Origin of the sequence: Streptococcus sp. 210928-DFI.4.42, assembly GCF_020554365.1 — a bacterium.
GTDB lineage: Bacteria > Bacillota > Bacilli > Lactobacillales > Streptococcaceae > Streptococcus > Streptococcus parasanguinis_S.
In genome coordinates this window covers 70726-84005 of the sequence record NZ_JAJCHF010000001.1, presented here as the reverse complement: position 1 = coordinate 84005, position 13280 = coordinate 70726, and the positions used below count along the sequence as shown (strand labels likewise).

At 41.2% G+C, this 13280-nt stretch carries 10 protein-coding genes; 6 read left to right on the top strand and 4 right to left on the bottom strand.

Annotated features, from left to right (window positions below; translation table 11 throughout):
- Positions 1 to 70: 70 nt before the first annotated feature.
- Positions 71 to 1420, bottom strand: coding sequence for a glutathione-disulfide reductase (gene gorA / locus LIZ08_RS00355; RefSeq protein ID WP_070595068.1), 1350 nt, complete (start codon positions 1418 to 1420; stop codon positions 71 to 73).
- A 179-nt stretch (positions 1421 to 1599) separates the two neighbouring features.
- On the opposite strand from gorA, the gene LIZ08_RS00350 reads away from it, so the two are divergent.
- From LIZ08_RS00350 to lysS, 4 genes are all read left to right on the top strand, one after another.
- Positions 1600 to 2757 carry an efflux RND transporter periplasmic adaptor subunit gene (locus tag LIZ08_RS00350; protein WP_070595067.1) on the top strand — a complete coding sequence of 386 codons (1158 nt, stop codon included), beginning with the start codon at positions 1600 to 1602 and terminating at the stop codon, positions 2755 to 2757.
- Positions 2741 to 3436 carry an ABC transporter ATP-binding protein gene (locus LIZ08_RS00345; protein WP_003002759.1) on the top strand — a complete coding sequence of 232 codons (696 nt, stop codon included), beginning with the start codon at positions 2741 to 2743 and terminating at the stop codon, positions 3434 to 3436. The genes LIZ08_RS00350 and LIZ08_RS00345 overlap by 17 nt, the downstream gene beginning before the upstream one ends.
- Complete coding sequence (locus LIZ08_RS00340) at positions 3436 to 4773, top strand: ABC transporter permease (protein WP_070595066.1); 1338 nt, start codon at positions 3436 to 3438, stop codon at positions 4771 to 4773. Before LIZ08_RS00345 ends, LIZ08_RS00340 begins: the two co-directional genes overlap by 1 nt.
- A 269-nt stretch (positions 4774 to 5042) precedes the next feature.
- On the top strand, positions 5043 to 6533 hold the full coding sequence (gene lysS / locus LIZ08_RS00335) for a lysine--tRNA ligase (protein WP_003016025.1): 1491 nt from the start codon (positions 5043 to 5045) through the stop codon (positions 6531 to 6533).
- 36 nt (positions 6534 to 6569) lie between these two features.
- Here the strand turns inward: lysS and LIZ08_RS00330 are convergent, their stop codons facing one another.
- The 3 genes from LIZ08_RS00330 to LIZ08_RS00320 all read right to left on the bottom strand — a co-directional run bounded on the left by LIZ08_RS00330 (position 6570) and on the right by LIZ08_RS00320 (position 8705).
- Entirely contained in the window at positions 6570 to 7193 is a 624-nt protein-coding gene (locus LIZ08_RS00330; RefSeq protein WP_049497414.1) for a histidine phosphatase family protein, read from the bottom strand.
- Positions 7194 to 7215: 22 nt separating this feature from the next.
- A complete protein-coding gene (locus LIZ08_RS00325; protein ID WP_227038015.1) occupies positions 7216 to 7689 on the bottom strand; it encodes an aminoacyl-tRNA deacylase in 474 nt (157 codons plus the stop codon).
- 140 nt (positions 7690 to 7829) lie between these two features.
- Positions 7830 to 8705: a GH25 family lysozyme gene (locus LIZ08_RS00320; protein WP_070674302.1), complete on the bottom strand. Its 876-nt coding sequence runs from the start codon at positions 8703 to 8705 to the stop codon at positions 7830 to 7832.
- Between the two features lie 249 nt (positions 8706 to 8954).
- On the opposite strand from LIZ08_RS00320, the gene ftsW reads away from it, so the two are divergent.
- Both ftsW and ppc read left to right on the top strand, forming a co-directional pair.
- A complete protein-coding gene (gene ftsW / locus LIZ08_RS00315) occupies positions 8955 to 10196 on the top strand; it encodes a cell division peptidoglycan polymerase FtsW (protein ID WP_227038014.1) in 1242 nt (413 codons plus the stop codon).
- A 38-nt stretch (positions 10197 to 10234) separates the two neighbouring features.
- On the top strand, positions 10235 to 13060 hold the full coding sequence (gene ppc / locus LIZ08_RS00310; protein WP_227038013.1) for a phosphoenolpyruvate carboxylase: 2826 nt from the start codon (positions 10235 to 10237) through the stop codon (positions 13058 to 13060).
- Positions 13061 to 13280: the final 220 nt, after the last annotated feature.

Below are 13280 nucleotides of genomic sequence, written 5' to 3'. Positions count from 1 at the left end.
ACTGTGCGGAGGTGGGACGACGAAATCGAATTCTAACGAATTACCGATTTCTGTCCCACGCTCTTATTTTTTATCTCATTGTCACAAATTCTTCGGATCCGGTTGGGTGAATGGCGACAGTTGCATCGAAATCGGCTTTTGTCGCTCCCATCTTGATAGCAACTGCAAATCCTTGGATCATTTCATCGACTCCGTAGCCAAGACCATGAAGGCCAACGACCCTTTCTTCGGGACCAGCAGTGATGAGTTTGAATTTTGCTTGCTGGCGGTGTTGGGTAACAGCAGTGTACATGGAAGCAAATTGAGAAGTATAGACTTTGATATGCTCTTTTCCATAAGTTTGCTGGGCTTCTTCCTCCGTTAGGCCAACGGTTCCGATAGCGGGGTGAGAAAAGACAACAGTCGGGATATTTGTATAATCCATTTTGGCATTGACTTTTCCATTGAATAGTCGTTCAGAAAGAGTGCGTCCAGCTTTAATAGCGACAGGGGTTAATTCTTTTTCTCCTGTGACATCCCCAAGAGCATAGATTCCTGGAATAACTGTATTCTGGTATTCATCCACTGCAATGAATCCTTTTTCATTTAAGGTGACGCCTGCAGCTTCTAGATTGAGATCCTGGACATTTGGTTTTCGTCCTGTTGCCCAGATAACATGATCTGCCACGTGGCTGGTCATATCTTCAAAATAAATCTTCACACGACCATCTTCTAATTTTTCAAGCTTCATGGGAACCTTGTGTTTGTGAAGCGGAAGGTTTTGTTTTTCCATTTCTTCCATTAAGCCATCGACAATGTAGGAATCAAACTTTCTTAATGGACGATTACCGCGAACGAAGAGATCGGTCTGAACACCAAGGGCATGGAGCACACCGGCTAGTTCCACTGCGATGTAGCCAGCTCCAATAATGGCAACAGATGTAGGAAGTTCTTTCCAAGCAAAGACATCATCAGAAGTTTCGCCAAATTCAGCTCCAGGAACAGAAGGAATAAAGGGATGGGCACCGGTCGCAATTACGATATGCTTGGCCTTAATGGTTTCTCCATTTACCTCAACCGTATGAGCATCCACAAAACGGGCACGTCCTTCAATTCGTTCAACCCCATTGCGTTTGAAACTGCCATCATAGGAATTACGGGAACGGTCAATATAGGCTTCGCGATTTTTTCTTAAGGTTGCAAAATCAAATTTTGTCTGTTCAGAAGTAAATCCATAGTCTGGTCCATAATCGCGAATTGCTTCTGCAATTTGTGCACCATACCACATAATCTTTTTAGGCACACATCCTCTGTTGACACAGGTGCCACCCAATTGTTTTTCTTCAATGACAGCAGCGCGCGCTCCGTACTCTCCAGCCCGGTTCATCGTAGCGATTCCTCCACTACCTCCACCGATTGAAATAATATCAAATTCTTTCATGTTTTCCTCCTAAATGGGACTTCAGTTTGATTGTAATATCAACTGTTACAAAAGTCAAGGGTTTAGCATGTTACCAAGCATTTAAATTTCATGTTGCCGTGTCAATTTTAGATAGAAAAGTAAGGAAATATGGTATACTATGGTATAGAATAAAACGCTTTCTTTGATGGAGAAAAACGATGAAGAAATTGAAAAAATGGCAACTATTTACAGCTGCAGGTGCAGCAATTGTGGTGATTGGAACAGGAAGTGTGATGATGTTTTCGCACCCAAGTACACTTGATCAAGCAGTCACGAAAGAAACTCCAATGGTGCAAACGGTCAAGGATGGCTCGATCGCTTCTTCTGTCTTGTTAACTGGGAAAGTCACTGCCAACCAGGAACAGTATGTCTATTTTGATGGAACCAAAGGGGATTTGCAGTCAATTTTGGTCAATGTAGGAGATCAAGTAACAGCCGGTCAGCCGATTGTTCAGTATAGCAGTACAGAGGCCCAAACCGCTTATGATGCAGCCGTTCGTGCTGTCAATAAGGCAGATCGTCAGTTAAATGATTTACTGACAAATGGTGTGACCATTGATACGACAGGAGATGAAGAAGCAGATGCCAAATCAGCTTCGCAGACCCAACGAACAGTCGATTCTCAAGCTAGCGATTTACGAGATGCTAAGTCAGATGCGGTCGATAATATGAACAAGGCTAAGGCTCTTCTGGATGCGACAACAGTTAGGAGTAATACAGATGGTACCGTGGTCGAAGTCAATAAAGATGTTTCAAAATCGACTACAGGGACCAACCAAACTTTGGTTCACATTGTGAGCAACGGAAATTTACAAGTCAAAGGGGAATTGTCTGAATACAATTTGGCCAATATCTCTGAAGGTCAGGAAGTGGTCCTCACTTCCAAGGTATATCCGGATAAAACCTGGACAGGAAAGATTTCTTATGTAGCCAACTATCCGACCGACGCGGGTCAAGCAGGTGCCAATGCAGCAGGTGGAACACAAGGAAGCGGAGGAGCCAAGTACCCATTCACAGTAGAAATTACCAGTGAGATTGGGGAACTCAAACAGGGCTTTTCTGTCAATATTGAAGTCAAAAGTTCTACTCAACATCCCCTTGTTCCCGTGACAAGTGTCATGGCTGATGGGGATACGAGTTATGTATGGACGGTCGAAAATGGCAAGGCTAAGAAAGTAAAAGTAACTCTTGGTAACGCCGATGCTGAAAACCAGGAAATTTTGTCAGGTTTAAAGAAAGATGCTCAAGTTATTGTAAATCCTAATGAGAAACTGGAAGATGGAAAAGAGATCGGAAAATATGACAAAATTGATTGAACTAAAAGGAATCAATAAAACCTATAAAAATGGGGACCAGGAACTTCGTGTCTTAAAAGACATCGATTTAGAAGTCGAAGAGGGAGAATTTGTGGCCATTATGGGTCCATCGGGCTCAGGGAAATCGACCTTGATGAACGTCATTGGCTTGTTGGACCGCCCGACCAGTGGAGAGTATTTCCTAGAAGGTCAGGAGGTTGGAAATCTCAGTGAGAAAAAATTAGCACGTGTTCGTAATGAACAGATCGGTTTTGTCTTTCAACAATTCTTTCTTCTCTCTAAGCTCAATGCCTTTCAAAATGTGGAACTGCCTCTCATTTATGCAGGAGTTCATCCTGCTAAACGGAAGGAATTAGCTGAGCAGTACCTTGAAAAGGTAGAGCTCCATTCTCGCATGCACCATTTGCCTTCAGAACTCTCAGGAGGTCAAAAACAGCGGGTTGCGATTGCCCGTGCCCTTGTCAATCAGCCAGCCATCGTCTTAGCAGATGAGCCGACTGGTGCCCTAGATACCAAGACGGGGGAGCAAATAATGGACTTGTTAACCAAGCTAAACCAAGAAGGAAAAACCATTATCATGGTTACACACGAGCCAGAAATTGCAGCCTTTGCGCATCGTCGCATCGTCATTCGTGATGGAGTGATCTCCTCAGATAGCAAGCTGGAAAGGGGGACCTAATGCAAAATTGGAAATTTGCGATCAGCTCGATTATGAGCCATAAATTACGGTCTTTCTTGACCATGGTGGGGATCATTATTGGGGTTGCTTCTGTGGTTGTCATCATGGCTCTTGGAGATGGAATGAAAGCTGGTGTCACCAAGACTTTTACCAAGGACCAAGAGTATGTACAAATCTCTTATTCTCCGAACAAGAGTGGCTATGTGACAGGAATCAATATTGGCCCTTCTGAAGATACAGGAGAAGGCGGAGGTGAAAGTGGCCCTGCAGCTGAAGACCGAGGGATGGCTGCTCCATCGGATATTGATGGGGAAAATGCTGAAGATGTTGATGGTCAAATCCAAGAAGCACCACCAGTTGTGCAAGAATCTTGGGTCAAGGAATTAACCAAGATTCAAGGCATCGATGGTTACTATGTTAGCAATACCTCCAATGCAACCATTGCTTTTCAAAAGAAAAAAGCAGACGGTGTGAACATCCAAGGGGTAAATGAAACCTATTTTTCTGTCAAAAAGGTTGAGCTCTTATCTGGACGAAAATTAACTCCTTCAGACTATAGTAATTTCTCACGGGTAGTGCTCCTTGATGAAGGATTGGCTCAACAATTATTTGGAACGGAGAATCCACTGAATCAGGTGGTCTCTGTTGGGGACAATAATTATCGCGTCGTTGGAATTTTCAAGGATCCAAATGCAGGGACAGCCCTCTATGGAGCTTCTTCAGGTGGCAGTGCCTTGATGGCCAATACCCAACTCGCCTCTGAATTCGGAACGGATGAAATTCAAAATATTGTCGTTCACGTTCCAAATGTGAAAGAAATCAAATCTGTTGGGATCGAAGCTGCTCAAAAGCTAACAGAGCTTTCAGGTGTTCGCCAGGGAGAATTTCAAATCTTTAATTTGGATAGCATCCTAGAGGAAACCAATAAAGTAGTAGGAATTATGACGTCAGTGATCGGTGCCATTGCAGGGATTTCCCTTTTGGTTGGCGGGATTGGAGTAATGAATATCATGTTGGTTTCTGTGACAGAGCGGACGAGAGAGATCGGTCTTCGCAAAGCATTGGGAGCAACCCGAGGTAAGATTCTGGTTCAATTTTTGATTGAGTCGATGGTCTTAACCATCATTGGTGGACTAATTGGACTTGGCCTTGCTTATGGTGTGAATAGCTTGATTACTACACTCGCAGCAGCCTCCCTAGAAGGACCACCGATTATCTCCTTAAATGTCGCCATCGGCAGTATTATTTTCTCTGCTTTTGTAGGCATCATCTTTGGAATTTTACCAGCGAATAAGGCTTCTAAGTTAAACCCGATCGAAGCCCTTCGTTATGAATAAAAAAATAGGAGCGTGTCAGGATGAATGGTTCAAGATTCTCCACGCTCCTTTTTGCTGCCGTTGTGGAATAGCTTGTCGAAATTTTTCAATCATCTCGCCCTGTACAGGTTAAACAGTTTAAGCAGTCAACGACAGTTTTCAGATATTATTTGAGTATAGCTTCGAGAGGTTACATTTTACCTAGCCTTATTTTTGTTTAATTGGTAAATATTAGTGAATTTCTGGCCTAAATATGATAGAATAGGGGAGAATAACTTAGGAGGTTCCAAATGACTACTGAACATATGGAAGAATTGAATGACCAGCAGATTGTCCGTCGTGAGAAAATGGCGGCCCTTCGTGAACAAGGAATCGATCCATTTGGGAAGCGATTCGAACGCACTGCAAATTCAGGTCAATTAAAAGAAAAATATTCAGAATTAGATAAAGAACAACTCCACGACTTGAACGAAACAGCTATTATTGCTGGTCGTCTCGTTACAAAACGTGGAAAAGGAAAGGTTGGTTTTGCCCATCTTCAAGACCGTGAAGGTCAAATTCAGATCTACGTTCGTAAGGATGCTGTTGGAGAAGAAAACTACGAAATCTTCAAAAAAGCAGACCTTGGTGATTTCCTTGGTGTTGAAGGGGAAATCATGCGCACAGACATGGGTGAGCTTTCCATCAAAGCAACTCATATCACTCACTTGTCAAAAGCCCTTCGTCCCTTGCCTGAAAAATTCCACGGACTTTCAGATGTTGAAACCATCTATCGCAAACGTTATTTGGATTTGATTTCAAACCGTGAAAGCTTCGAACGCTTTGTAACCCGTTCAAAAATCATCTCTGAAATCCGTCGTTATTTAGATGGTCAAGGCTTCCTTGAAGTGGAAACACCAGTGCTTCACAATGAAGCTGGTGGTGCGGCTGCTAAACCATTTATCACTCACCACAATGCACAAAACATTGACATGGTGCTTCGTATCGCGACTGAGCTTCACTTGAAACGTTTGATTGTTGGTGGGATGGAACGCGTTTACGAAATCGGACGGATCTTCCGTAACGAAGGTATGGATGCCACTCACAACCCTGAATTCACTTCGATCGAAGTGTATCAAGCTTACGCTGACTTCCACGATATCATGGACTTAACAGAAGGCATTATCCAACATGCTGCGAAAGCGGTCCATGGTGATGGTCCAATTGACTATCAAGGAACAGAAATCAAAATCAATGAACCATTCAAACGGGTTCACATGGTTGATGCGATTAAAGAAATCACAGGTGTTGACTTCTGGCAAGACATGACCTTTGAAGAAGCTGTAGCACTTGCAAACGAAAAACATGTACCAGTTGAAAAACACTACACAGAAGTGGGACAAATTATCAATGCCTTCTTCGAAGAATTCGTTGAAGAAACCTTGACACAACCAACTTTTGTTTACGGTCACCCAGTAGCAGTATCTCCATTGGCTAAGAAAAATCCAGAAGATCCACGCTTCACTGACCGTTTCGAACTCTTTATCATGACCAAAGAGTATGCCAATGCCTTCACGGAATTGAATGATCCAATCGATCAATTGCAACGGTTTGAAGCGCAAGCGCGTGCCAAAGAATTGGGAGATGACGAAGCTACAGGCATCGACTATGACTATGTTGAAGCCCTTGAATATGGTATGCCACCAACAGGTGGACTTGGAATTGGTATTGACCGTCTCGTTATGTTGTTGACCAATGTAACAACAATTCGCGACGTCCTACTCTTCCCAACTATGAAATAAGCTAAAAGAAAACACTGATCGCAAGATCAGTGTTTTTTAGTCTTCCATATAAGAGGTGTCGTTCCAAGTGTCTAAGTGATAGTGCTCAAAATCATCTGTTGTCAGAATCGTCACGCTGGCATTATCTAGTCCGCCATTTTTGCGGAGTTCTCCTGTGTCATAACCAAGCAAGGTTCGAATAGAAGCTGTCAAATTAGCCCCATGTCCAACGATGAGAACAGTATCGAGCTCTTTTCCTTTCAGGCTTTTTACAAAATCACAGGTACGTTTGGTCGTTTCATAGACAGATTCTGCATCAAAGATTTCATTTTGAAAGCGGGCTAGGTTATGGCGAAAGGCATCCATTTGTTGGGGATAGATAGCTGAAATGGTAGAAATTTTAGCACCTTCCAGTTTTCCTAAATTCCACTCACGAAGAGCAGGCGTTGCTTGCAATTCTAGAGGTGTCTCCAATTGATCGAGGATGATCTTTGCGGTATGGACTGTTCGTGGCAGATCACTTGCAAAGGCTGCATCAAAAGGAACACTAGCTAGGTGCTTTCCTAATTTTTCAAGCTGATGAATAGAGGCCGGTAACAGCGGAGAATCGCCATTTGATCCCTGAAAACGTCCTTCTTCATTCCATTCTGTCCGTCCGTGTCGAATAAAATATAGTTTCACAATCTTGTCTCCTTCTCTGTCATTATTCTAAAATATCTGCAAAAGTCGCTTGTACGAAGTCTGCTAGAAGTTGTGGTTTGATTTGAATACTATGGCCGATTTCCCCGGCAGATACGATCATGGTCTCTAACTGAAGGGCTGATTCATCGAAAAAGATTGGGAAAGGATGCTTTTGACGAATGCCCACGGGATTATTGGCACCATGAATATAACCTGTTGTTTTTTCGAGATCCTTTTGAGGAATCATTGCCACTTTCTTATTTCCTGATAATTTGGCCAATTTTTTTTCTGACAAGTGGGCAGAGATGGGAACAATCCCGATGACAGGACCAGTTTTATCGCCTGTTAGAGCCAGTGTCTTAAAGATTTGATCGGTCGTAATCCCATCTGGAATGATTCCTTCAAGGGCGTTGATTTGTAAGCCTATGTGCTCAATTTTTGCTTTTGTTAAGATCTGCTCGACCAAGGTTTTTTTCACTTTATTTTTTTTTGCCATGGCTTTCTCCTTTTCTCTTTTTCTCTACAAAACCAGATTTCATTAGACCATTATAACATATAATAGTGGCAATATTGCCTTCTCCTGAAAAATAGAAAACAGCAGAAAAAGTGAAGATCACTTGATCTGCTGTTTTAAGGCTATGAGGAAGAGTTATCTTTTTGTACCTTGAAAAGTTTCCGATAAATCGCTTCTTGGTCTTGCGTCGGAGCAATTTGGTTGAGATCCAAGTAGTGTGAGAATCCATTTAATTGCCCTTGAGAGGTATATTGATGCAAGTCGTATTCCGTGTTGGTATCTGGTGCAGCATTATAGTAGCCATCATCAAATCCATAAGTAGGAATCCAAAGAGCCGTAAATTTATCAGTGGAGATACTGTGTTCTTCCATGAAGTAGGTTCCGATATAGAGTCCAATATTTTTTGCACCCAAAGCTTGTAGTTTTGCTCGGAAAGCTTCAACACCTGCGTTCATATCCTTCATGGTTTTTTCCTCAACGTCTAACCAATAGTAGGTCGGTTTGTAAGGAGAAGCAGCCTTGTAAAATTCTTCTGCTTCTTTTTCCATTTCTTTTTTATCCTTAGCCGCGACATAAGCATAGACTGCGACTGGGATATTTCGTTTTTGGAATTCTTGGATATGGGTTTTAAAAGATTTATCCAGACCATTTAAGTAGGTTGCTGCATTTTCCTTTTTAGCTTGAGCCCCACTATGGACACGTACGATTACACCTCCCACATTTTGGGAAAGGACATCGTAATCAATTTCACTAGGCAATTGCCAGCCTGAGATATCAATGATCGGACGGCCAACCAGTTCTGGATTGATGTCTTCTTCTTTTTGAGAAGAAGAGCTTGCAGTGGTTGTTTTTTTAGGTGTATTGGAGTTCGGAATCGTTTGGGTTGTTTCTTGTCGCTCTCTGGCTTGCAGATCGGCAATCGTTCGTGAAAGAACGAGAAAAGAAATGAAACCGATAAAAAAGACCAAGAGAACAACGGGTTTTATCCTTTTTCTCATACAGAAACATTTTACCGTAAAAAAAACGAAAAGGCAAAACTTAATGCTTAAAAGATGCTGATTTCAGCCATTATTTTCAAAAAAAAAGGAATCTTTTCATCGAAAAAGGATAAAAATATATGAAAATAAGAAGAATGATTAGAATATTTCTTGAAAATGGGGAAGAAGCCGAATCTTTTCTGGCCTTTCCTTGGTTTTGCTTCTTAAAAATGATATAATGAAGGTTGAATATTAGGAATATGGTGAATTATGAAAATTGAAAAAAGACATCTTTTAAATTATTCCATCCTCATTCCCTATTTGATTTTATCCATCATTGGCTTGATTGTTGTCTATTCGACAACAAGTGCCTTGGCAATTCAAAGTGGAGTGAGTTCGATTCGGATGGTCCGGACACAGGGGCTCTTTTTTATCCTAAGTCTCCTAACCATCGCCTTGATTTATAAATTTAGCCTAAACTTCCTTCGAAATAAAAAAGTGCTGGCTGTTGTCATTTTTATTGAAGTGATTTTGTTGATTCTGTCTAGGTTTATCACAGATACCGTCAATGGAGCTCACGGTTGGTTGACGATTCCTGGAGGGTTTAGTATCCAGCCGGCAGAATACCTCAAGGTGATCTTAGTCTGGTATCTAGCCTTGATCTTTTCTAAACGACAAGACGAGATACGCGATTATGATTATCAAGCCTTGACCCACAATGAATGGATTCCAAGGAATTTAAACGATTGGCGTTGGCTGACCTTGATTCTGATTGGAATCGTTGTGATTATGCCGGACTTGGGAAATGCGACGATCTTGGCCTTAACGGTCTTGATCATGATTACGGCTAGTGGAGTGGGCTACCGTTGGTTTACCTCTTTACTTGGTTTAGTTGTTGGAGTATCGTCCATTGTCCTTGGTTCAATTTGGATTATCGGTGTGGACCGTGTCGCTAAAATTCCAGTCTTTGGTTATGTAGCCAAACGCTTTAGTGCCTTCTTTAACCCCTTTAATGACTTGTCTGGCGCAGGTCACCAATTAGCCAATTCTTACTATGCCATGAGTAACGGTGGTTGGTTTGGCTTGGGACTTGGAAATTCCATTGAAAAACAAGGTTACTTACCAGAAGCTCACACAGATTTTGTGTTTGCGATTGTGATTGAAGAATTAGGTTTTGTTGGAGCTAGCTTGATTCTTGCTCTCTTGTTCTTCTTAATTCTTCGGATCATTTTAGTCGGTATTCGAGCAAAGAACCCTTTTAATTCGATGATGGCCATTGGGATCGGTGGGATGATCTTGGTACAAACCTTCATTAACATCGGAGGTATTTCTGGTTTGATTCCGTCTACAGGTGTGACCTTCCCCTTCTTATCTCAAGGGGGAAATAGCTTATGGGTCTTATCCGTAGCGATTGCTTTTGTTTTGAATATCGATGCGAGTGAAAAACGGGCCAAGATGGAACAAGAAGGCATGGTTTTTGAAGAAAAAGGTAAAATTAAACCATATTATTAAAAGGGTATTGTTTAATGGCTTTTCAAAAAGGAGAAAAAATGGTTTTAAAAAAATTAGAGAACTATAGGAATAAAGGCATTCTTACAGAAGAGGTCGAAATTCTAACAGATTTATTAGATGATATTACTAAAAATTTGGTTCGTCCGGAAACCTTTGATAAAATTACACAGTTGAAGGATTTATCAAAAACACAGAATTACCGCGACTTGAATCAACTAGTGGGACAACTATCTAATGAAGAGATGACAGTGATTTCACGTTATTTTGCGATTTTACCACTCTTGATTAACATCTCAGAAGATGTCGATTTGGCCTATGAAATCAATCATTTGAATAATGTGGATGGCGAATACCTTGGAAAACTTTCTTCAACCATTAAAGAAGTTGCGAAGAATGAAGATGCGCAAGAAATTCTTGAAAATCTCAATATTGTACCGGTTTTAACAGCCCATCCAACTCAAGTGCAAAGAAAGACTATGCTGGATCTGACTAATCATATCCATGCTCTTCTTCGTCAACACCGGGATGTTAAAGCGGGATTGATTAATGAAAACAAGTGGTATAATAACCTTCGTTGTAATATTGAAATTATGATGCAAACGGATATGATCCGTGATAAAAAATTGAAGGTGACCAATGAGATCACCAACGTCATGGAATATTACAATAGCTCCTTCTTGCAAGCTGTTCCAAACTTGATGTTGGAGTACAAACGCTTGGCAAAAGAGCATGGATTAGAGCTTGAACAACCACGTCCAATTACAATGGGCATGTGGATTGGGGGAGACCGGGATGGAAATCCGTTTGTAACAGCTGAGACCTTGAAACGTTCTGCAACCATTCAAAGTGAAGTCATTTTGAACTATTATATCGAAAAGATTTCTAAATTATACCGTCATTTCTCACTTTCAACGAGTCTTTCTAAAACAAGTGAAGCAGTAGCTGAAATGGCAGCCCTATCAAGTGATACATCTGTTTTTCGTGAAAAAGAGCCATACCGTCGTGCTTTCCACTATATTCAGTCAAAATTGATCCAAACCTTGGTCAACTTAAAAGAATGGACGATGGTTGGGGAAACTAGAGAAGATCGTTATGCTGTCGAGAGGTTATTAGGAGCAAACGCTCATCAACAAGGGCCAGTTTCTGATTATATCGGCAATCGTATCTCTGGAGCTTTAAAGAAAATTTCTGAGAAAGAAGCTCCAGCTTATGCCTCTGCTCAAGAATTTAAAGAAGACCTTAAAAAGATCAAAGATTCCTTGTTAGAAAACAAGTCAGAGTATTTGATTTCGGGTGAATTTACAGAACTTCTAGAAGCCATCGATGTTTTTGGATTCTATCTCGCCTCTATTGATATGCGCCAGGATTCTAGTGTGCATGAAGCCTGTGTAGCAGAATTATTGAAATCAGCAGGGATTAATGACCATTATTCTGATTTATCAGAGGAAGAAAAGTGTCAAGTTCTCTTGAAAGAACTCTTAGAAGACCCACGGATTTTATCAGCCACCCATGCTGAAAAATCTGAACTACTTGAAAAAGAATTGGCAATTTTCCAAACAGCTCGTGAATTGAAGGATCGTTTAGGAGAAGAAGTCATTCGTCAAAACATCATTTCTCATGCAACAAGTGTATCAGATATGTTGGAATTGGCTGTGATGTTGAAAGAAGTGGGCTTAGTTGATACGGAAAAAGCTCGCGTGCAAATCGTACCTTTATTTGAAACAATCGAAGATTTGGATCATTCAGAAGAAACTATGAGAAGCTACTTGTCTCTTCCAATTGCCAAACGTTGGATTGCTTCCAAGAACAACTACCAAGAAATTATGTTAGGTTACTCGGATTCTAACAAGGATGGTGGCTACTTGTCTTCTTGTTGGACCCTCTTTAAAGCCCAACAACAATTGACCGCTATCGGAGATGAGTTTGGAGTGAAGATTACCTTCTTCCATGGTCGTGGTGGTACGGTTGGTCGTGGTGGAGGTCCTACCTATGAAGCCATCACTTCTCAACCGTTGAAATCCATTAATGACCGTATCCGCTTAACCGAGCAAGGGGAAGTGATTGGCAATAAATACGGGAACAAAGATGCCGCCTACTACAACCTTGAGATGCTTGTTTCTGCAACTATTAACCGAATGATTGCCGAACAAAAGAGTCCATTCTCTATGTTTGATCGTTTCGGGGAAGTCATGGATAAAGTCGTGAATCGCAGTTACGATATCTATCGTGATTTGGTCTTTGGAAATGAGCACTTCTATGACTACTTCTTTGAATCAAGTCCGATCAAAGCAATTTCAAGCTTTAATATTGGTTCACGTCCTGCTGCTCGTAAGACCATTACAGAAATCGGTGGTTTGCGTGCTATCCCATGGGTCTTCTCATGGTCACAAAGTCGGGTGATGTTCCCTGGTTGGTACGGAGTAGGTTCTAGCTTTAAGGAATTTATCGATGAGGATCCTGAGAATATCGAAACCCTTCGATACATGTATAAAAACTGGCCTTTCTTCCAATCTCTCTTGTCAAATGTGGACATGGTCTTATCCAAAGCCAACATGGATATTGCCTTTGAGTACGCTCAATTGTGTGAAGAAGAAGAAGTTCGCAATATCTATCAGATTATCTTACATGAATGGCAATTGACCAAGGACATCATCTTGATGATTGAGGAACAAGACGAGTTGCTCGCGGAAAACCCTTATCTGAAAGAAAGTTTGGATTATCGGATGCCGTACTTTAACGTCTTGAACTATATTCAGTTAGAATTGATTCGACGTCAACGGACTGGACAACTATCAGCCGATCAAGACAAGCTAATCCATATCACCATCAATGGAGTGGCTACAGGATTACGAAATTCAGGTTAAAAAAATCGGAACATTGTTCCGATTTTTTCTGCTCTGAAACGAAGTGATAGAAGATGTTTAACGAGTTTAAATTAAAGATTTCAAATGAGGATTTTCAAAGCTTGATCAGGATCTTTCAGCAAGAGGACAAAACAAAAGGAAAGAAGAGGAATAATTAAGAAAATATAGGTAAAAGGCTTGCAATTTTATCTAAAATTCGATAGAATAGTAAGGAAAGTTA

Bases quoted from the DNA above. Each gene is read 5' to 3' on its own strand.
- gorA (WP_070595068.1), bottom strand. From the start codon at position 1,420: ATGAAAGAATTTGATATTATTTCAATCGGTGGAGGTAGTGGAGGAATC.
- LIZ08_RS00350 (WP_070595067.1), top strand. From the start codon at position 1,600: ATGAAGAAATTGAAAAAATGGCAACTATTTACAGCTGCAGGTGCAGCA.
- LIZ08_RS00345 (WP_003002759.1), top strand. From the start codon at position 2,741: ATGACAAAATTGATTGAACTAAAAGGAATCAATAAAACCTATAAAAAT.
- LIZ08_RS00340 (WP_070595066.1), top strand. From the start codon at position 3,436: ATGCAAAATTGGAAATTTGCGATCAGCTCGATTATGAGCCATAAATTA.
- lysS (WP_003016025.1), top strand. From the start codon at position 5,043: ATGACTACTGAACATATGGAAGAATTGAATGACCAGCAGATTGTCCGT.
- LIZ08_RS00325 (WP_227038015.1), bottom strand. From the start codon at position 7,689: ATGGCAAAAAAAAATAAAGTGAAAAAAACCTTGGTCGAGCAGATCTTA.
- LIZ08_RS00320 (WP_070674302.1), bottom strand. From the start codon at position 8,705: ATGAGAAAAAGGATAAAACCCGTTGTTCTCTTGGTCTTTTTTATCGGT.
- ftsW (WP_227038014.1), top strand. From the start codon at position 8,955: ATGAAAATTGAAAAAAGACATCTTTTAAATTATTCCATCCTCATTCCC.
- ppc (WP_227038013.1), top strand. From the start codon at position 10,235: ATGGTTTTAAAAAAATTAGAGAACTATAGGAATAAAGGCATTCTTACA.